Source organism: Niallia circulans, from assembly GCF_003726095.1.
GTDB lineage: Bacteria > Bacillota > Bacilli > Bacillales > Cytobacillaceae > Niallia > Niallia circulans_A.
In genome coordinates this window covers 690,031-710,632 of sequence record NZ_CP026031.1, presented here as the reverse complement: position 1 = coordinate 710,632, position 20,602 = coordinate 690,031, and the positions used below count along the sequence as shown (strand labels likewise).

The 20,602-nt window shown below is 36.7% G+C and carries 15 protein-coding genes and 1 pseudogene; 2 read left to right on the top strand and 14 right to left on the bottom strand.

Going from position 1 to position 20,602, the window contains the following annotated elements; genetic code table 11:
* Positions 1-381 precede the first annotated feature (381 nt).
* The 6 genes from C2I06_RS03195 to C2I06_RS03170 form a co-directional block, all read right to left on the bottom strand.
* A complete protein-coding gene (locus C2I06_RS03195; RefSeq protein ID WP_123257438.1) occupies positions 382-2,217 on the bottom strand; it encodes a glycoside hydrolase family 2 protein in 1,836 nt (611 codons plus the stop codon).
* A gap of 17 nt (positions 2,218-2,234) precedes the next feature.
* Positions 2,235-3,977, bottom strand: coding sequence for a glycoside hydrolase family 2 protein (locus C2I06_RS03190; RefSeq protein WP_095329131.1), 1,743 nt, complete (start codon positions 3,975-3,977; stop codon positions 2,235-2,237).
* Positions 3,977-4,414 carry a hypothetical protein gene (locus tag C2I06_RS03185; protein WP_095329130.1) on the bottom strand — a complete coding sequence of 146 codons (438 nt, stop codon included), beginning with the start codon at positions 4,412-4,414 and terminating at the stop codon, positions 3,977-3,979. Before C2I06_RS03185 ends, C2I06_RS03190 begins: the two co-directional genes overlap by 1 nt.
* Positions 4,414-5,259, bottom strand: coding sequence for a carbohydrate ABC transporter permease (locus tag C2I06_RS03180; protein ID WP_095329129.1), 846 nt, complete (start codon positions 5,257-5,259; stop codon positions 4,414-4,416). The genes C2I06_RS03185 and C2I06_RS03180 overlap by 1 nt, the downstream gene beginning before the upstream one ends.
* 16 nt (positions 5,260-5,275) lie before the next feature.
* Complete coding sequence (locus C2I06_RS03175) at positions 5,276-6,199, bottom strand: carbohydrate ABC transporter permease (RefSeq protein WP_328587979.1); 924 nt, start codon at positions 6,197-6,199, stop codon at positions 5,276-5,278.
* A gap of 264 nt (positions 6,200-6,463) precedes the next feature.
* Positions 6,464-7,729: an extracellular solute-binding protein gene (locus tag C2I06_RS03170; protein ID WP_123257437.1), complete on the bottom strand. Its 1,266-nt coding sequence runs from the start codon at positions 7,727-7,729 to the stop codon at positions 6,464-6,466.
* A 224-nt stretch (positions 7,730-7,953) separates the two neighbouring features.
* Between C2I06_RS03170 and C2I06_RS03165 the strand changes: the two genes are divergently transcribed.
* Positions 7,954-8,874, top strand: a complete 921-nt coding sequence (locus C2I06_RS03165) for an ArsR/SmtB family transcription factor (RefSeq protein ID WP_095329127.1) — start codon at positions 7,954-7,956, stop codon at positions 8,872-8,874.
* Between the two features lie 112 nt (positions 8,875-8,986).
* Here C2I06_RS03165 and priA read toward each other — a convergent pair whose 3' ends face one another.
* From priA to C2I06_RS03130, 7 genes are all read right to left on the bottom strand, one after another.
* Positions 8,987-11,398: a primosomal protein N' gene (gene priA / locus C2I06_RS03160; RefSeq protein ID WP_095329126.1), complete on the bottom strand. Its 2,412-nt coding sequence runs from the start codon at positions 11,396-11,398 to the stop codon at positions 8,987-8,989.
* Positions 11,395-12,609 (bottom strand): bifunctional phosphopantothenoylcysteine decarboxylase/phosphopantothenate--cysteine ligase CoaBC, encoded by a 1,215-nt coding sequence (coaBC, locus tag C2I06_RS03155; protein ID WP_095329175.1) that lies wholly within the window; start codon positions 12,607-12,609, stop codon positions 11,395-11,397. Before coaBC ends, priA begins: the two co-directional genes overlap by 4 nt.
* A gap of 406 nt (positions 12,610-13,015) precedes the next feature.
* The gene (rpoZ, locus tag C2I06_RS03150; protein WP_047939945.1) at positions 13,016-13,234 is read right to left on the bottom strand and encodes a DNA-directed RNA polymerase subunit omega; all 219 of its coding nucleotides are present in this window, start codon (positions 13,232-13,234) and stop codon (positions 13,016-13,018) included.
* A gap of 3 nt (positions 13,235-13,237) precedes the next feature.
* A complete protein-coding gene (gene gmk / locus C2I06_RS03145) occupies positions 13,238-13,852 on the bottom strand; it encodes a guanylate kinase (protein ID WP_095329125.1) in 615 nt (204 codons plus the stop codon).
* Positions 13,853-13,861: 9 nt separating this feature from the next.
* Positions 13,862-14,125, bottom strand: coding sequence for an extracellular matrix/biofilm regulator RemA (gene remA, locus C2I06_RS03140; protein WP_016201046.1), 264 nt, complete (start codon positions 14,123-14,125; stop codon positions 13,862-13,864).
* 60 nt (positions 14,126-14,185) lie between these two features.
* On the bottom strand, positions 14,186-15,058 hold the full coding sequence (locus C2I06_RS03135) for a YicC/YloC family endoribonuclease (RefSeq protein WP_217279701.1): 873 nt from the start codon (positions 15,056-15,058) through the stop codon (positions 14,186-14,188).
* A gap of 207 nt (positions 15,059-15,265) precedes the next feature.
* Positions 15,266-17,944, bottom strand: a complete 2,679-nt coding sequence (locus tag C2I06_RS03130) for a calcium-translocating P-type ATPase, SERCA-type (protein WP_123257436.1) — start codon at positions 17,942-17,944, stop codon at positions 15,266-15,268.
* 378 nt (positions 17,945-18,322) lie between these two features.
* On the opposite strand from C2I06_RS03130, the pseudogene C2I06_RS03125 reads away from it, so the two are divergent.
* Positions 18,323-20,034 (top strand): annotated as a pseudogene (locus C2I06_RS03125) (Rqc2 family fibronectin-binding protein).
* A 59-nt stretch (positions 20,035-20,093) separates the two neighbouring features.
* Here the strand turns inward: C2I06_RS03125 and C2I06_RS25730 are convergent.
* Complete coding sequence (locus C2I06_RS25730) at positions 20,094-20,222, bottom strand: hypothetical protein (protein ID WP_268926804.1); 129 nt, start codon at positions 20,220-20,222, stop codon at positions 20,094-20,096.
* Between the last annotated feature and the right edge of the window lie 380 nt (positions 20,223-20,602).

The window sequence follows — 20,602 nt, the reverse complement described above, 5'->3', positions numbered from 1 at the left end:
GGTTTGCTAGTATTAATCGAAGACAGTCTTGCCATTATTGTTCAGACAAACAGCCTATGCTAAAACTCATTCCTTTTTGTATTTTATCAAACCCTGCTACTAAATAGCTATGTATTCCTTTTGGAAATTAATTCGTTCGTTACTATTTTTTGAGCGGACAAAATAAAAACCCATGTCAGGAAACTCAGGATAACTTGAAACCATCCATCATTTTCGCTGTCATGAGCCTTGAACATTTTAACATATTACTGTTGATAAGTATAGTTTGGAACAAATTAGTTTTTAAACATGACTACATTTAAACCAGCAACAACCAGCATTAGAAAATAACCATTAGCTAATAGCTAAATGAGAGATTGTTGGTCTTTACAGATTATCTAGTTAGTTTATGCCTCCATTAGCCGCCTTCCCTTTAATCGCCAATCGCTCGGGAAAGAAGAGATTATTCAGTTCATTAATCTTGGATAAATCGCATTTTGGAATCCGATTATACGTTAAAATCCCATTAATTTCTTGTTCAACATCTGTCAGCTGCGTATAGCAATAGCCCCATAATCCCTTTGATTGAAAGATTGCTTCCATGATTTTGCGGTATTCTGTTATATAATCTTCTGCGTTCTCCACAGAAGTGTAGCCCCAACCGCTTTGTTCGCCGATTTTAAAGGCGATGCCTCCGAATTCTGTTAACAGGATTGGTTCTCCTTGGTGGGAGTGGTTTTCTGCATACACTTCCCATTTACTATGTGAATGTGTAAGTAAATTATCAACTGTAGATATGGACTCTTTGAAGTATTGATACTTCGCTTTTTCATCGGCATTTCCATGACCGTAGTTATGAATCGCACAGATATCTGTAACGGTTGCTTCCCAGCCATCATTTGAGATAACCAGACGTGTACCATCAATAGCATGGAGCATGTGATACATGGTTGTAGAGAAATGCTGTTGTTTTTTATCATGATGAATATCCGGAATACCCCAGCTTTCATTTAAGGGAACCCAAGTAACGATAGAAGGGTGATTATAGTCACGATCGACTATTTCCATCCATTCCTTCATTAATCTTGTCGCCGCTTCTTTTGTATAAACAGGAGCAGATGCACATTCTCCCCATACTAGAAAACCTAATGTATCTGCATAATACATGAAGAGAGGATCTTCTGTTTTTTGATGCTTTCTACAGCCATTGAATCCCATTTCTTTCGCTAATTCTATATCCTTTTTATAATCTTCTGCTTTCGGCGCCGTTAAAAGCCCCTCTGGCCAATAACCTTGATCAAGAACCAGCTTTTGATAATATGGTTTATTGTTTAAATAAACCATACCATTTTCTGTATGAACTTTTCGATAGCCGAAATAAGATTGTACTTTATCTAAAACGATTCCTTTTTCATCACAAAGTTCGATAGATACGTTAAATACATTTGGGTGTTCCGGTGACCAAGTATAGCCGCTATCGTGAAAATTTGTGCGAAAGATTTTATTTTGGATAATATCAACCGCACGTTTTTCCGCAAGATTATTCATTTTAATTCGATCTTCCGCAATTAAAATATTCTTAAAACTTATTTTGTATTTCACATAATAATTCGCTTTTGATATTTCTGCTTCTTTATTTAAATCAAAATCCATCCAGACGACACCGCGGTCTAGATCAGGAGTAAATCGAACTTTTTCCAGATAATCATTATTTACTTGTTCCACCCAGACCGTCTGCCAAATCCCTGTAGAATTCGTATACCAAATCGCCCTTGGTTCTTCTTCCCAGAACTGCTTCCCTCGTGGAATGGTTTCATCTTTGATAGGATCATAGACTTTAACAGTAATACTTTGGTTTTCGTCTAATATATAATTCGAAATATCAAATGAGAATGAAGTATGCCCGCCTTCATGGTCTCCCACAAATTTTCCGTTCACGTATACCTTGCAATAGTAATCTACTGCACCAAAATGCAAGATCGTTCGTTTATCTGCGTATTTAGGAATCACTACTTCTTTCTTATACCATACATATTCATGAATGGTTCTTTCCCCAATTCCACTTAACTTAGATTGGTAAACAAACGGTACTTGTATTTCTTTATCCAGTGTTTCTTTATTAAAATATTGCTCTTGTTCACCAACATTCTTATCGTCAAACTGAAATTGCCAAGTTCCATTTAAGTTAATCCACTGGTCACGTACGAACTGCGGACGGGGATATTCTTGTCTCGTCATCGTATACACTCCTATGATTATAATCTTCGGGTATTTACTTGTCTTACTCTCTCTACAGAAACTTTTGGCTTCCGATCGATTGTAAGTAAGCCATTTACTTCTTGTTGGACATCGGTTAGTTGTGTATAACAATAACCACATACGTATTCTAAATCCTGAACTGCATGGTGGATGTCTTCAAAACGTTTAAAGAACGCTTCTTCATCCTTCACTTGATTCCCATAGCCCCAACCTTCCTCTGTTTGGAAAGCGATTCCGCCAAACTCTGAAATAACTATTGGCTGTCCTTTATACGGATAACCATCTGCAAAAGCATAAAAACCTTTATTGAACTGGATGCCATTTGACATTAACTTGTCGCTGTCTTTATATCTACTTGCAAGCAACGCTCCATATTCCTCATAGTCATGAAGGGTGATAATATCGGAAATAGTATGTTCCCAGCCATCATTTGTGATAACAGGGCGATTACGATCATACGCTTTAGTTAAATGATAGATACTTTCCGTAAAAGCTTGTTGCTGCTTATCATGATGGATATCGCCAATGCCCCACGATTCATTAAATGGCACCCATGTAATCACACTCGGATGGTTGTAATTTTGCTTCACAATTTCCAGCCATTCATGGGTAAAATTGCGGACTGCTTTGTCACTAAAGCCATACGTTGAACCAACTTCCAGCCAGACAAGAAGCCCTTTCTTATCTGCTAAATATAAAAATCTGCTGTCTTCTACTTTTTGGTGCTTACGAACTCCGTTATATCCCAACTCTAATATTTTATCGATATCTTCTTCCAACGCCGCAACACTTGGTGGTGTTAAATCTGATTCTTCCCAGTAGCCTTGATCCAAAATTAAGCGTTGATATAACTCTCTATTATTAAGAAGAATTCTATTTCCTTCAATAGATATCTTGCGCATACCAAAATAAGAGTGAATTTCATCCAGTAATTCATCATGGTGGTACAATTTAAGCGTCAAATCATATAATTTAGGGCTTTCTGGACTCCATACTTTCATTGTCCATGGATCCAGTCTTTCTAATACACTTCCAGTAAGGGACGCTGCATTATCAATTATATTAGCTGTTAATTCATTGATTACTTTATCGTCAAATTGGATGGATGCCACTATTTTATAGCCATCTGCCGTTAGCGGAATTCCTTTTGTTTCTACTTCAATCGCTACTTGTTGGGCATCAAATAATGGTGTAATTTTCGCATGATTTAAGTGAAACTCATTTACATATTCCAACCAAACGGATTTCCATATTCCTGTTGTCTGAACATACCAGCAGCCAAAATTCTCATCATGCCAGCGCTGTTTTCCTCTTGGTTGTGCACAATCCTTTGAATCTTTGACTTTAATAGTTAGTTTATTCTCTCCAGTTGTTACAAAGTCAGTTACATCCACAGAAAAACCATGGTAACCTCCTTGATGGATCGTGGCAAGATTCCCATTTACATAGATAAAAGCCTCATAATCTACTCCTTCAAAATGGACAATTGGATGCTTCTTTGTATCATCGATTACGATTGTTCTTTCATACCATACTGTTTCATGATGTTCTTGCTGATTGACGCCGCTCGCTTTCGTCTCATAAGTAAACGGCACATTGATTGTTTGGCTTTCTGGAAAAGAGTCATACCATCTCTCTTTGTCTCCCACTTTTTTATCATCAAACGCAAATTTCCATTTTCCATCTAAAGAAACCCATTCCACTCTGTGAAACTGAGGATTTGGATGCAATACATTCATTAATTTATACCTCCGACTCGTTTATTTATTGTCCTATTTATTTTTCGAATAGATTTATTTTTTGCTAAAACTAAAATACCCGCTGACATACATAAAACTAGACTGATAATATCCATGATGATATAGGATAGTGCTCCACATACAAACAGCCATACGGCAACCTTTACATGAACTTGATCATCTATCATATATTTCTTGGCACAGACTAAATTTATTAATCCTAGACCAATTAATAAAGCCCCAAACATACCAATGAATATATAGATACTTCCAACATAAGATTCCATCGCTTTTATATAGACAAAAGCCGAGTCCTCCACAAGCTTAGCACCTTCTACCTTTTTTACTGTTCCATATAGCAGGATCGTAATAAGTCCATCAACGATTTGCCAAACGCCTACTATTCTCACTAAATTTCTTTCTAGTTTTCTATTCATTATCCTTTCACTCCAGCTGATAAGGACATTGATTCTAAGAAATATTTCTGTGCGAATAGGTACAGGATAAAGGTGGGAATTATCGCAACCAATGCGCCTGCCATTAATAAGGTTGGCTGTGCTTGATACATCCCTTGCAATAGCTGCAGCCCCGGTGTGATCGGCATTTTTTCTATATCATTAAAAACAATTGATGGCCATAAAAAGTCATTCCATGATCCTGTAAAGGAAAATAAGGCAACAACAAGGAGAACCGGTTTGATCAAAGGCAAAATTACCTTACCTAAAATTTGAAAATCACTTGCCCCATCCATACGAGCTGCTTCATCAAATTCGAGAGGAATATTATTCATAAATTGTCTAACTAGAAAAATATTGAATACACCTGCTGCGCCTGGAACAATCATCGCAATCGGAGAATTTACCCAACCAAGAATATCGATGATTTTATAGAGAGGAATAAGATTTACTACACCAGGAAACATCATCGTTGCCATTAAAAAGGCAAACAAACCATTTTTCCCTCTAAAATTCAATCTACTAAAAGCGAAGGCTGATAATGTCACCACAATTAATACTAATAATGTGTGTGACACAGAAATAACAACTGAATTTGTAAACCAACGAACCAATGGTGTACTTGTATTATCAACTAATAAAGTCGTGTAATTTGTCAGTACCCATTCAATGGGAAGAAATTTAAAGCCTACTGTTTGTAGTTCTATCTCTGATTTAAAGGAGGTTACAACTCCCCATAATAAAGGAATAATCCAAATCACAGCCATGATAAGCAAAAAGGCAAACCCGATTATTTTAGGTAGTGGATTGATTCTTTTACTGCTCATACTCTTCCTCCTTTAATTAATTCTTCTTCTCTCTCAAGAAAAAGAATTGTAATGATGCAACAACCATTATACAAAGTCCAAGAATAACAGCCATCGCCGACGAGATCCCCGCAATTGATTGACCTGAACCAAAGGCATTTTGCTGAATATCCATTAATAACACCCTTGTTGAATCTGTTGGACCGCCACCTGTTAACATCAACGGCTGTCCATAAACATTAAATTGAGCAATGGTTGTAATAACAACCGTATATAGAATTTGACCTCTAATGCTCGGAAGGGTAATTTTCATAAACTTCTGAAAAGGAGATGCGCCATCAATATCTGCCGCTTCATAATAATCTTTCGGAATACCATTCAATGCCGCTTGGTAAATGATCATATTTCCTCCAATCGTCCACCAAACTGTTACTGCTACCAATGCAATCCATGCATATGGCTGAGTACCAGTCCAAACGGTTTCCAGATTGAAAATATTATTAATTGGACCATATGTTACATTAAACATAAGCCCCCAAATAATGATGACAGCAGAAATTGCAAACAATGATGGTAAATAGAATAAAGACTGAAATACTTTCCATAGAACTGGTTTTGTGTTCAAAGCTGCTGCAAGAAGCAGAGGTACAATAATACAAAATGGGACAGTAAATAGAACAAATAAAAAGGTATTTTTCAACCCATTATGAAGTTGTTCATAAAAGACGGAGTCTGGTTGAAGTAATAATTCTTTGTAATTATCCAATCCAACAAAAATTGGCGAACTAATTAAATCCCATTCTGTAAAAGAAATATAAATTCCAAAAAAGATTGGAATAAGAAAAAACACTCCAAAAATGATCAAATGAGGGGCTAAAAATAGCCATGGTGCAAAGGATGTACTTCTGGAGTTTTTTAATTTCATTTGTTTTACATTTTTCGTAGCGGGAACAGTTTCCATACGCCCTACTTCCTTTCCTCTCGCTTCTATTAGAATAAGATTTTAATCTTATTCTAGTTTGAGCATACAGCCTAAATACTTCGATTTCCTGCTGCACTTTTGTTTCTATATTTAGGCTGCTTGCTTTTTATTCCATTAGCTGTTTAGGATAAAGTTCAATAAGAATTCGCATAATAATATTCCACAACAGTAAACACTACCTTTTTAAAGTCAGCGGCTTCTCCAATCACTCTATAAGTAAGCGTTTTTACTTTTTGGCAAACATTAATTCGAATTATCTTTTTCTACCTTAGCAGATATTTCTTTTTCCATATCTGCTAATGCTTTGTCTGTTTCTGTTTTGGAGAATACAACATCCCCAGCTTTAGAATCTAATAGTTCTGAAACATAACCATTGTATTTATAGTCAAAGATTTTTAATGTTGCTTGTTGTTCAGGTGTTGCCAAGAAGAAGGATTGTGGCATTGCTTTATATTCTTCATTTTCTAAAAGCGCAAGCGTAGCTGGATTTTGTCCCGATTTTGCCCATTCCATTGAATTATCACGAACCCAGTCTAAAAACTTCACAACAGCTTTTTCTTTTTCCTCCGTACGTGAGTCATCTTTCAACATGACAAATTGGTGAGAAGAAGACCAGTTGACCGCTTTTGATAGATCATCTGATAATTGAGGCGCATTAGTTAAACCCCAATTTACCTTTGATTCTTTAATTTGGTTTTGCATCCAAATTCCTTCAGGAAGAAAGACAACTTTTCCAGTTAAGAACATTTGGGTCGGATCTTCTCCATCCTTTGTTGTATAACCAGCCTTTACATAATCTCTCCATAGATTAAAAGTATCTTTTGCTGCTTGGTTAACTAAAGTTGGTTGAATACCATCTTCTGTTAACTCACCACCATTTTGTGCATACAAGGACAAGAAATTAGGTTTTAGCCACGTTACCCCTAGTGCTCTGATTTTATCTTTTTGGGCTTTCTCGCCAACTTGTTTAATTTCATCAAATGTAACGATATTGTCATCCAATGCTGTCGGCAAATACTGATCAACTAAATCTTTGTTGTAGTAAAGACCGAAAGTATGAATATCTAACGGGATACTATAACGCTCTGAATCTAGTTCTCCAATCTTCCAAGCTTCTGCTACATAGTTATCTGCTTTAATTTCCGGAAAATCTGCAAGCAAGTCATTATAAGAAGTCAGCATATCATTATCTTTAAACTGTTTAATTCGTTCTGCATGGACAATTGTTAAATCTGGAATATTCTTTTTAGAGTTTACAATCGTTGGAATTTTCGTATACATATCTCCTTCTTTTAAAGAGACGTTTTTGATTTTGTACTCGGGATTTGTTTTATTATATTCATTTACCATCGCCTGCATATTTTTTCCATCTGGACCTGTGAACGGATTCCAAAACGTTATTTCATTCTTGGCACTGCTACTTGCTTCTGAATCGCCACAGCCTGCTAAAATACTGATTGAGAGTCCAATCACACCAACATACTTCCAAAGCTTGCTCTTTGCCCCCACATTAATTCCTCCTTTTATTTAACTTACCACTTAATAAAAATCTTTAACTAAAAAGTTAAAGTAATTGCACAACTTCTTATTACACTATTAATTTAACAACATAAGAAAGCGTTGTCAATCTTATTTAAACAATATTTTTAGTGTTTTCTATTGTAGTTAAACACTGTGAATGATAAAATAAACAGACAAGCTACTTTTTAACCATAAAGTTAAAGGAGATTGCTATGCAAATACAAATTTCAAAAGACTATTTTCATATTTATCAAGCCCTTGCTAGTGAAACAAGAATAGAGATTATAGAAATTCTCGCAAAAAACAACATGAATATTTCTGATTTAGCAAAACAATTAGGCATAAGCGCCGCCATTGTTACCCGTCATATTCAAAAGCTAGAAGAAGCAGGGATTGTTAAATCGGAACGAATCCCTGGAAAATCAGGACTCCAAAAAATTGTTTATTTAGCGATAGACAATATTGAAATTCATTTTCCACGAAAAATATTTAAAGAATATCAACTACACGAAACTGATTTAAAAATTGGCCATTATACAGATTTTTCTGTAAAGCCTACTTGTGGGATCGCAACAGAAAAAGAAATAATCGGGAAAGCAGATGATCCAAAATATTTTATGGACAGCCAAAGAGTGGACGCCCAGCTATTATGGTTGTCTCAAGGATTTGTAGAGTATAAAATCCCTAACTTACTAGGACCAAATGAAATTCCAGAAATGGTAGAAATCAGTCTGGAGCTTGCTTCTGAATTCCCACTTTCCAATAATGTTTGGCCGAGTGACATAACATTTTATTTAAATAATGTAAAGCTCGGTACATACACTGTTCCCGGTAATTTTTCTGATGTGAGAGGTCGCTATACACCAAAATGGTGGAATGATAAATTTAGTCAGTACGGTTTGTTAAAAACGATCAGAGTGAATAAAATCGATACAGGGATTGATGGCGAACCCTTTTCGAGCGTAACGATTAATGAATTACAGCTTGAGAGCTCTCCTTTCCTCACTCTGAGAATTGCGGTCGAAGAGGAATCTGAAAGAGTTGGTGGATTAACTATATTCGGGGAACATTTCGGGAACCATAAACAAAATATTCAGGTTGGCATTTATTATTTGGAGAAGGAAAATAATTAACGAAAGAAAAAACATGGGTAAGGTCATTGACTGAGACCCTACCCATGTTTTTTTAATACTATGGTCTTACTAGTTACAATCTGATCAAACAGTTCGATTACTCTACAGAACATTACATCAAAATAAACGGATTAACATCAATCGAAATCTGTAGGCCGTTTGTGCTTATTTCTGTTTGGTAATGATCTAATATTGATTTTAAAACTTCTTCTAAGTTTGGTTCTTGTTTATACTTTATTAGGCATTGATAGCGATATTTATTTTTTATTCTAGCAATTGGTGAAGCGACTGGTCCTAAAATAACCGTTTGCGGTGATAATCTATTTCGGACGATCTGCGTGATTTTTTCCGCAACCCCGACTACTTTCATTAGCTCTTCATGACTAATCGTAATCATCGTAAGAAAATAGTAGGGAGGATAAGCATGTTGTCTGCGAATCATCATCTCTGTTTCATAAAAACGGTCATAATCCTGTTCGCTCGCAAGCTCAATACTATAATGCTCTGGCGTATAGGTTTGGAAAATTACTTCGCCTTGCAATTCATGTCTGCCTGCTCTTCCGCTTACTTGTGTCAGTAATTGAAAGGTCTTCTCCGATGAGCGGAAATCTGGCAAATGAAGCATTGTATCAGCTGACAGTACACCAACTAGCGTAATTCTTGGGAAATCTAGTCCTTTGGCAATCATTTGGGTGCCTAATAGAATATCTGCTTCTCCCTCTTGAAATTTTTGCAGCAGCTTTTCATGGGCTCCCTTTCGACTTGTTGTATCGACATCCATGCGAATAACCCTTGCTTCAGGCAAAATTTTCGTCAGCTCTTCTTCTACCTTTTGCGTCCCTGTGCCAAAATATCGAATATGCTCGCTGCTGCATTCTGGACAAGTGGTAGGCGTATACGTTTCATATCCACAATAGTGGCACTTCATCTGATTTTGAAAACGGTGATAGGTCAAGCTAATATCACAATTTGGACATTTCACCACATAACCGCAATCACGGCACATGACAAAGGAGGAATGTCCCCGTTTATTTAAAAACAATACTGTTTGCTCTTTCTTTTCTAGACGATCTTTTAGTTTTTCCAGCAACACTTCGGAAAACATGGAACGATTACCACTTCTCAATTCTTCTCGCATATCAATAATTTCCACTTTTGGGAGTTCTTGGTTATTCATACGATTTGGAAGGGACAGTAAAGAATATACACCTTTTTGAGCTCTTGCAAAGCTTTCTAAAGATGGCGTGGCACTACCCAAAATAATCGGACAGCCATGCTTTTTCCCTCTCTCGATCGCGACATCTTTAGCATGATAGCGAGGATTCTCCTCTTGCTTATATGTCATTTCATGCTCTTCATCAATAATGATAAGCCCGAGATTTGTAAATGGCGCAAAGATAGCAGATCTAGCTCCAACTACCACCTTTACTTCATTTCTTTGGATTTTCCGCCACTCATCATATTTTTCTCCCACCGATAACCCACTATGGAGAACGGCAACCTGATCGCCAAAGCGGCCTTTAAAGCGATTGACCATCTGTGGTGTCAGCGCTATTTCCGGAACAAGCACAATTGCTTCTTCTCCCTTTGCCAGCACTTTATCAATGGATTGTAAATATACCTCTGTTTTCCCACTACCGGTTACACCATACAACAGAAAAACTTCATGCTGATTTTGTTCTACCGCTTGATGAATCGGCGCCACCACTTTCGCCTGATCATCGGTTAAAGGCAAGGCAAATGTTCTTTCAAACTCCCGCTCTTGATAAGGATCGCGGTATACTTCTTTTTCCATTTCTGCAAGAAGCCCTTTTTCGACTAAGCCTTTTATTACAGCTGTTGAAATACTCAATTTCGTAAGTAGTTGCTTTTGTTCGATTGGGTCTGGATGCTCACTAAAATAAACCAATAATTCTTTTTGTTTTTTAGCGTTTTTATTCAGCGAGTCTTCATAATGAAGTAATTCTTCCCTATTTAGAAGAGGATAAATATGTTTTACCTTCTTCTTCTTGCCTCTTGATTGTACCTCATAGGAAACCTCGATTGTTCCTTTCTTCACTTCCTTTTGTAAGGAAGAAAGAGATACATTCTTTAACGCTTCCTCCCAAACCACTTCTCCCGTTTTCGTAAAAAGAGCGGCTACCCCTTCAGCCATCTTCTCTTCTTCCCCAGATACCTTCTTTACTTTACGCTCATATTTAGCTTTTAAAGCCGGTGGTAACATCGCTTGAAAAGCAGAAATCTTATAACAGAGCGTAGAATGGGACAACCAGTCAGCAAGAGATAAAAGTTCTTTATTTAAAACGGGCACTAAGTCCATCGGTTCTATGATTTTTTTTAATGATTTAAAGCTTGAGGTTTCTTCTATGCTTTCCACAAAACCTTGCACCTTTCTAGGACCAAATGGAACAATTACGCGCATTCCTGGTTGAATAACATCTTCCAATTCTTCTGGAATTAGATAATCAAAGGGTCTGTCCGTTTGTTTTGCCGGTACATCGACAATTACTTTGGCTACCGTCATTTTTGAACAGCTTCCTTCATCAACATAGCTTGTTCCAAGATTTTTTCCGCTACTTCATCCTTAGAAAGAAGCGGTAATTCGATAGAAGTTCCATCTCTCTTGTACATCGTCACAAGATTTGTATCGGTTCCAAAGCCAGAATCTTGTCTATTTACATTATTAGCCACAATCATATCTGCATTTTTCCGTTTTAATTTATCCATTGCATATTCAGCCATATTTTGCGTTTCTGCTGCAAAGCCAATGAGAATCTGCTGTTCTTTTCTTTTTCCAAGTTCGGATAAAATATCTTGGGTCCGCGTGAATTCAATTGTTTCGGGACCACTTTGCTTTTTCACTTTGTGGTCATAAACAATCGTGGGTTTATAGTCACTTACCGCAGCTGTTTTAATAATAATGTCAGCTTTTTCTCTGGATGTCATTACAGCGTTATACATCTCTTCCGCACTTTCCACTGAAATAACTTGAGCACCTTTTGGTGGAGCTAGATTCGTAGGTCCAGATACTAAAATAACATCTGCCCCATACGCAATTGCTTTTTTAGCAATACTATATCCCATTTTTCCAGAGGAGTGATTAGAAATAAAACGAACTGGATCAATTTTTTCACGCGTTGGTCCAGCAGTCACGAGGACGGTTGTTCCAGTTAGGATTTTGTTCTTGTTATTATCGGAAAAATAGTCCTCCATATGCTGAACAATCATTTCCGGTTCTTCCAATCTTCCTTTTCCAACATAGCCACATGCTAAATAGCCTTCACCTGGGTTGATAAAACGGTAACCATAGTCATGAAGCGTGTTAATATTTTTAATAACAGCAGGATGATCATACATATGTACATTCATCGCTGGCGCAATCCAAACGTCACTTGTTGCTGCAAGCAAAGTTGTTGTGATCATATTATCCGCAATACCGTTTGCAATCTTTCCAATCACATTGGCCGTTGCTGGGGCCACTAAAATTAGATCAGCCCAATCAGCCAAATCAATATGTGCTATCACTTTTGGATCTTTTTCATCGAAGGTGTCTGTATATACTTCGTTTTTAGAGAGGGCTTTAAAGGTTAATGGATTCACAAATTCCATTGCCGATTCCGACATGATAACCTTCACATCTGCACCCTTTTGCGTTAATTTACTAGTTAAAGCACATACCTTATATACCGCAATTCCCCCTGTTACACACAGAAGAATCTTCTTGCCATTCAACATCATGTGCCTACTTCCTTTCTTTTTATTCTAAAGTTTATGATCATATCATCAGTCAGAGAAGTTGTCCCTCACCCTCTCTTACCGGTTAGTTGAACCATTTGTATCTGTCAGACTTATATGAATCTTTTTTTCGTTAAGAATAAGATATATTGTTTGTTTATGAATAAGGCTATTGAATTAAAGAAGCAAGTTGCTCATAAAAAATGTGAGCAATCCTGAACAGAAATTCCCCCAACTTTGTTAGAATCAATATGCTTAAACTTCAGCCATATGTAAGATTTGCATTTCTTTTATTATTGTTAGCATATAATTAAATAATCATTATGTCCATGAAAAAAGACTTAGTAAATGGAATCATTCCTTTTACTTAAGCCTTTTATTCCGTACTATATTGATTAAATATTAATTATTCCTCGCTTGCGCCATTGGGTGTATTCACACGATAAGTTAATTGATCTTTGTTGATTTCTTCTAATGCTTTCCCGACATTTTTATGAGAAACATATTTTGCTAATTGCGGTTTCGCATTTGTTTGTAGCTTTCTTGCTCTTTTTGCAGCAACAGATACTAATGAATATTTGGAATCGATTTTTGTCATTAATTTATCAATAGATGGATATAACATAGATTAATTAGCCTCCAGCATTTTTTTGTATTTTGGTTCTACTCTTTCTCTGCGACAATGCTCTGCAACAATGATTGCTTTTATTTTTTCACAAGCATTCTCTACTGTATCATTTTCTACGACATAATCATATAAGTGCATCATTTCTATTTCTTCTCTTGCCACATTCATGCGGTTGTTAATAATCTCTTCTGACTCTGTTCCTCTTGTCACAATACGATTTTTTAACTCTGATAAACTCGGCGGGCTCAAGAAGATAAATAATCCATCTGGAAACTTCTCACGAACCTGTTTCGCACCCTCTACTTCAATTTCCAAAAAGACATCTTTGCCCTTTAATGTTGTTTCTCTTACATAGTCAACAGGTGTACCATAGTAGTTTCCAACAAACTCTGCATATTCTAGTAATTTTCCTTGTTCAATTAAATTCTCAAATTCTTCTCTTGATTTAAAGAAGTAATCTACTCCATCTACCTCACCAGCGCGCGGTGATCTGGTTGTCATGGAAATAGAATATTCAAAGGATGTATTTTTTTGTGAGAAGATTTCCTTTCTCACTGTTCCTTTCCCTACACCAGAAGGTCCAGATAAAACGATTAAAAGTCCCTTTTCTACCAAATTTTTCTCCTACCCTTCCTCTATGATCTCATCACGATCGTTTAAACGGTGTGCAACTGTTTCTGGCTGAACTGCTGAAAGAACAACGTGGTCACTGTCCATCACAATAACAGCTCTTGTTCTTCGTCCATACGTTGCATCTATTAAGGATCCTCTATCCCTAGCATCTTGGATAATACGTTTAATAGGAGCAGATTCTGGACTGACAATAGAGATAATTCTATTTGCAGAAACTATATTTCCAAAACCAATATTGATTAATTTTATGGACATTCGTCTTCTCCAATCTTATTATTTTTAGTTTTAACTAGGAAGATTTATTCTAAACCCTTATTATTCAATATTTTGAATTTGCTCTTTCATTTTTTCTAAACAGCTTTTCATCTCCACCACATTTGCTCCAATATCAGCTGAATTAGCTTTGGAGCCAATGGTATTAACCTCTCTGTTCATTTCTTGAAGTAAGAAATCAAGCTTTCTTCCAATCGGGTTATTTTCTTCCATAATTTGATAAAACTGTCTAATATGACTATGTAATCTAACCAATTCCTCATTAATATCTGCTTTATCTGCAAAAATCGCCACTTCTGTAATAAGGCGTGCTTCATCAATCGGTTCCGTTAAATAACTTTCTATTCTTGCCTTGAGCTTTTCACGGTATTGTGCTATCACTTCTGGAGCCAATGACTGTAAATTCGCAACTAGCTTTTCTATCTGCTTAAGGTTGCTTTCTAAGTCTTTGGATAATTCCTCTCCTTCAATAGTGCGCATCCTATTTAACTGGACAACCGCTTCTTCCATTGTAGCAAGCAACACTTCTGATAGTTCTTCCATATCAAGCTCTCGTTCTACTATTTGAAAACACTCTTCTTGATTTAATAAATCACGAAGGGAGATGGGCTCTTTGATAGAATATTTGTCTTTTAATTGGTGAAGCAATTGATAGTATTGATCAAGTAATGGCCAATCCACTATAATTTCTTGACCTTTTTTGTCTTCATCCTCTAATGTTACAAATACTTCGATTCTACCTCTATGTATATAGTTTGAAATAATTTTCTTTATTTGATCTTCCAAATATAGAAATTGCTTTGGCATCCGAATAATCTGATCGCTAAACCTGTGATTGACCGACTTTATTTCGATATGAAGTGTTGAATGGTGATATTGTTTTGTTGCTCTTCCAAATCCAGTCATGCTTTTCATTATACTGACACATCCGTTTTCTAAAAAATGTGCGAATTAATGTTGCTTGTGCTTTTTCCACAAAGTTTAATCGCTGCTTTATTACTCGATCATTTCTCATTATACATTATATAGTTACTAACCTTTTAGAAATCAGCATTAAAAACAGCATCAAATAAATAAAAGGTAATAGAGTGATCTCTACTACCTTTTGGATTATAACATATTTTATTTTGATTTACTTAATAAAAATGATCCTGCGAGTAAAAAAGTTGGTACGGAGGCGAATCCGATGATCATTGGCCAATCTTTCATTGCTATTGGCAGTGTATGGAAGATTTCTTGCAGCCCTGGCACGTAAATAACAATAAGTGCCAATACTAAGGAAGAAACCACAGCCCAAACTAAGTACATATTGCCAAATGGATTTCTTGAAAGAATGGATTTTTCACTGCGGCAGTCAAATACATGAATTAACTGGGCAAGTACCAATGTTATAAAAGCAACAGTTTGGGCATATTCAAGATTTTCTGGATTATTGTTATAGGCAAACATAAAGGCTAGAATAGTCGAAACACCGATCAAGAACCCGCGAGAGATAACCTTCCAGCCCAATCCTCTAGAAAATACACCTTCATTCGGACTACGCGGTCCTCTTTTCATAACATTATCTTCCGGTCTATCTAAGCCTAAGGCCATCGCTGGCAAACCGTCTGTTACTAAATTCACCCATAAAATTTGAATAGGAACAAGCGGCAAAGGAAGTGCTAATAGCATCGCAAATAACATCACCAGTATTTCCCCAACATTTGAAGCAAGTAAATAGCGGATAAATTTACGAATGTTTTCATAAATATTTCTTCCTTCTACAATAGCAGATTTAATACTCGCAAAATTATCATCCATCAATACTAAAGAAGATGCTTCCTTTGCGACATCCGTGCCTGTGATTCCCATTGCAATTCCGATATCAGCTTTCTTTATCGCTGGAGCGTCATTTACTCCGTCCCCAGTCATCGCAACTACATGCCCTCTATTTTGAAACGCCTGAACAATCTTCAATTTATGCTCTGGCGAAACTCGTGCAAATACAGCAACATCTTCAACGATATCCTCTAATTCTTTTAAACTTAGATCTGAAAGCTCTTTCCCTTCCATTACTTTAGAGTGATTATTGGCAATGCCTAGCTGTTTCGCAATAGCATTTGCAGTAATAACATGGTCTCCTGTAATCATTACTGTTTTTATACCAGCTTCTTTACATTCTTTTACAGCTTGTTTTACTTCTGGCCTTGGCGGATCAATAATTCCTTGGAGACCGATGAAAATTAAATCCTTTTCTGCTTCTCTTTCATGCATAATAAGGGTATTTGGTGAAATTTCCTTATAGCCAATCGCAATGGTACGAAGCGCCTGGGAAGCTAAGCCATTGATCGCATCTTGAACCACTTGCTTTTCCTTATTTCCTAAAGCTTGCGAACGATTTTCGAAAAGTATTGATTTACTCTGACCAATTAAGACATCAGGTGCACCTTTAGTAACAACAAATTGACGTCCAGTTGGATCTTTCACCACAACACTCATCATTTTTCTTGTAGAATCAAAAGGGAATTCATTGACAATCGCAAATTGATTTAATAATTGAGCACGAGTGAATCCCGCTTTCATCCCGGCAACTAAAATCGCGCCTTCCGTCGGATCCCCATTTAAAACATAATCATCATCTTTTTGCAAAATCTCGGCGTGGTTGCAAAGCATTCCAAAGGTTAAAAGCTGTTGTAGTGCCTTATCCTTTGCTAGATTTACTAATTGTTCACCTACATAGTATTGCCCTTGCGGCTCATATCCGGTTCCATCTACCGTATATGTTTTTCCGCCAATCCAAGTTTTGGTTACTGTCATTTTATTTTGCGTTAATGTTCCGGTTTTATCAGAACAAATGACTGAAGCACAGCCAAGAGTTTCGACAGCAGGAAGCTTTCTGACAATAGCATTTTTGCGAATCATTTTCTGAACACCAAGAGATAGAGCAATCGTTACAATCGCGGGCAACCCTTCTGGAATCGCGGCTACCGCTAATGATACACCGGCTAGTACCATTGTGTATAAATCATTCCCTTGAAGAACCCCAATCACCACAACTAATACGGTTAATAGTAATGCTGTGACAATGAGAATTTTCCCTAGCTGCTCCAAACGTCTTTGCAGCGGGGTGGTAACAGAATCTGCATTTTGCAGCAAATCAGCAATTTGCCCCATTGCTGTTTTCATTCCTGTCCCAATAACAACCCCGACACCACTTCCACGGGATACCATTGTTCCCATAAAACCCATATTTTCCATATCACCAAGTGCTAGATTATTATTTTTGATTGCAGATACTGTTTTAGGAACTGGCACAGATTCTCCGGTTAACGCAGATTCCTCCACTTCCAGGCTTCTTGATTCAATAATTCTGACATCTGCTCCTATTCGATCCCCGCTCGCGAATTTTATGACATCACCAGGAACTAGCTCCTTCGATAATAGACTAACCCATTCTCCATTCCGAAGTGCCTGAACATGAGGCTGTGATAATTCTTTTAATGCAGATAATGATTTTTCTGCTCTTATCTCTTGAAAAAATCCAAGAAAACTATTGAGAATGATGATTGCAATTATCGCAATTGCATCAATATATTCGCCTAATAAACCTGAAATAAGCGTGGCAGCTAAAAGAACGAGTACCATAAAATCCTTAAATTGACTGAAGAAAATAAGCAGGAGTGATTGCTTTTCTCCTTCCTCTAATTCATTGTATCCAAAGTTCTTTCGTCGCTTTTCCGCTTCTTCATCTGATAACCCAGCCGAAAAATCAGTATTCAATGTTTGTTCTACTTCTTTTTCGTTCATTTCATGATAGTTCATCCGGCCATCTCACTTCCCCCTTTTTCATTCACCGTTCGCTATAGTAGCAGCGAAGAAATTCGTAGCTGTTTTGAACAAAAGTTAGCAACTTACTAACATACATAGTTGTCCCAACACCACTCTAAGAGAATCATATTCAAGCTTGGCCGAAAAAATGCTAAGGATAGAGATTTAATTCCTATTTATTATGAGAAAAAATACCATATGCCTAGATCTCATCTATTTTTTACAAATTAAAACTTATCGAAGGCTGCCTCCACTTCTCGTTATTCTTGCATCTATAGCAAAATCACAAGCATTTTCAACCCAAATCCTTGTATTTCTTCCCCAATAAAGATAGAGTAAAGAGGGAAATTATTATAAATGAGGTCGTTAGTTATGTCATTTGATGGTTTATTTACACGCGCAATGTCTCTTGAATTAAAAGAGCTTTTACTAGGAGGCCGAATTAATAAAGTTCAACAGCCTTTTACCAATGAAATTATTTTATCCATTCGAGCTAATGGAAAAAATCAAAAATTGCTATTATCTGCTCATCCTAGCTATGCCCGCATTCAAATTACGGAAGAAAATTATGAAAATCCTAAAGAACCACCAATGTTCTGCATGCTTCTCCGCAAGCATTTAGAAGGTTATTTTATAGAAGACATTTATCAAATAGACAATGAACGAATCATTGTTTTAGAAATTAGGGGAAGAAATGAAATTGGCGATACTTCCTATAAAAAACTAATGATCGAGATAATGGGGAGACACAGCAATATCATTTTGGTTGACCGCGATAAAAATACTATTCTAGATAGCATTAAGCATATTTCGTATGCTGTTAATAGTCATAGAGCTATTCTTCCTGGTTATGAGTATTTAGCACCGCCAAAACAAGAAAAACAAGATCCTTATACTGCAACAGAAGAAGATATTCTAAGAGCTATTGATTTTAATAGCGGAAAATTGGACAAACAGCTGGTCCAGCAATTTGCCGGATTATCTCCACTAGTTGCTAAAGAAATGGTCTATCAGGCAGGTCTTGCCAACCGTGAAACTTTGCCAAAAGCTTTTCTTATGGTAATGGAGCCAATAAAAAATGGCAATTATGCTCCTTCTATTATGGATACTCCAGAGAAAGAATATTTTTACTGCCTATCAATGGAGCATGTCAAAGGAAACGTGAAGTCCTTTCCTACATTAAGTAAAATGCTCGATCGCTATTATTTCGGAAAAGCAGAACGAGACCGTGTGAAACAGCAAAGCAATGATTTAGAACGGTTTATTGTAAATGAACGTGATAAAAATAAAAAGAAAATAAAAAACTAGAACGTTCTTTGTCGGAAGCTGAAAATGCAGAACAATATCAATTACTTGGTGAACTTTTGACAGCAAACCTTTATGCGGTTAAAAAAGGCCTGTCAGAAGTAGAAGTAATCAATTATTATGATGAAGAGAGTAAAACCGTTAAGATTCCGCTTAGTCCAAGACTGTCGCCTTCTGAAAATGCGCAAAAATATTTTACAAAATATCAAAAAGCAAAAAATTCGATTGATATTATTAAGGAACAAATTAAACTAGCAGACCAAGAATATGGATACTTTGAAACACTATATCAGCAAATTCTTGCTGCCTCTCCGAAGGATATTCAAGAAATTCGCGAAGAGTTAGTGGAAGAAGGTTACCTTAGAGAAAGACAGAAAAAGCAAAATAAAAAGCCGCAAAATATAAAGCCTGTCTTAGACTACTATGTTTCGTCCGATGGCACAGAAATTATCGTCGGAAAGAATAATAAACAAAATGATTACTTAACAAATAAAGTTGCAGCTAGAGATGAAATTTGGCTGCATACAAAGGATATTCCTGGATCCCATGTTGTCATTCGCAGCAAAGAGCCTTCCGAGGAAACAATCATGCAAGCAGCAATATTAGCAGCTTATTTCAGTAAAGCACGCCAATCTAGCTCTGTTCCCGTTGACTTCACATTAGTACGTCATGTGAAAAAGCCAAGTGGCGCAAAGCCAGGCTTTGTCATATATGATAATCAGCAAACTGTTTATGTTACTCCAGATGAAGAAACGGTTATTCGCTTGAAAAAAAGCTAAATAGTTTGAAACGAGAGGTCTTTAGCTGCCTCTCGTTTTTGTTTAATTATGCATGGAGCTTATGGTAAATCCGTCTGAAAACCAATTTTTTTACTTCCCTCACTAATTTTGGTTTTCATACCTTTTATGAACACCATTGTTCTTCCTCTTGCACTAATTTTGGCGTTCATCCCTTCTATGAACACCACTTCTCCTCCATCTCACTCCAATTATGGTTTTCATCCTTTTTATGAACACCACTTCTCCTCCATCTCGCTCCAATTATGGTTTTCATCCTTTTTATGAACACCACTTCTCCTCCATCTCGCTCCAATTTTGGTTTTCATCCTTTTTTTGAACACCACTTCTCCTCCATCTCACTCCAATTTTGGCGTTCATCCCTTCTATGAACACCATTTTTCTTACTTCCTGCATCCATTTTGGCGTTCACCATCCCTATAAACGCTACTTTTCGCCAACCCCCCTTCACCCTTCCATTTTCATCCCTCTTATGAACAATTCTTCTCACCAAATCCCAAACAATAACAAACTTTTTTACTCAAACTAAAAAACAGCACTTTACATAAAA

Bases quoted from the DNA above. Each gene is read 5' to 3' on its own strand.
- C2I06_RS03195 (WP_123257438.1), bottom strand. From the start codon at position 2,217: ATGACGAGACAAGAATATCCCCGTCCGCAGTTCGTACGTGACCAGTGG.
- C2I06_RS03190 (WP_095329131.1), bottom strand. From the start codon at position 3,977: ATGAATGTATTGCATCCAAATCCTCAGTTTCACAGAGTGGAATGGGTT.
- C2I06_RS03185 (WP_095329130.1), bottom strand. From the start codon at position 4,414: ATGAATAGAAAACTAGAAAGAAATTTAGTGAGAATAGTAGGCGTTTGG.
- C2I06_RS03180 (WP_095329129.1), bottom strand. From the start codon at position 5,259: ATGAGCAGTAAAAGAATCAATCCACTACCTAAAATAATCGGGTTTGCC.
- C2I06_RS03175 (WP_328587979.1), bottom strand. From the start codon at position 6,199: ATGGAAACTGTTCCCGCTACGAAAAATGTAAAACAAATGAAATTAAAA.
- C2I06_RS03165 (WP_095329127.1), top strand. From the start codon at position 7,954: ATGCAAATACAAATTTCAAAAGACTATTTTCATATTTATCAAGCCCTT.
- priA (WP_095329126.1), bottom strand. From the start codon at position 11,398: ATGACGGTAGCCAAAGTAATTGTCGATGTACCGGCAAAACAAACGGAC.
- coaBC (WP_095329175.1), bottom strand. From the start codon at position 12,609: ATGTTGAATGGCAAGAAGATTCTTCTGTGTGTAACAGGGGGAATTGCG.
- rpoZ (WP_047939945.1), bottom strand. From the start codon at position 13,234: ATGTTATATCCATCTATTGATAAATTAATGACAAAAATCGATTCCAAA.
- remA (WP_016201046.1), bottom strand. From the start codon at position 14,125: ATGTCCATAAAATTAATCAATATTGGTTTTGGAAATATAGTTTCTGCA.
- C2I06_RS03135 (WP_217279701.1), bottom strand. From the start codon at position 15,058: ATGAAAAGCATGACTGGATTTGGAAGAGCAACAAAACAATATCACCAT.
- C2I06_RS03130 (WP_123257436.1), bottom strand. From the start codon at position 17,944: ATGAACTATCATGAAATGAACGAAAAAGAAGTAGAACAAACATTGAAT.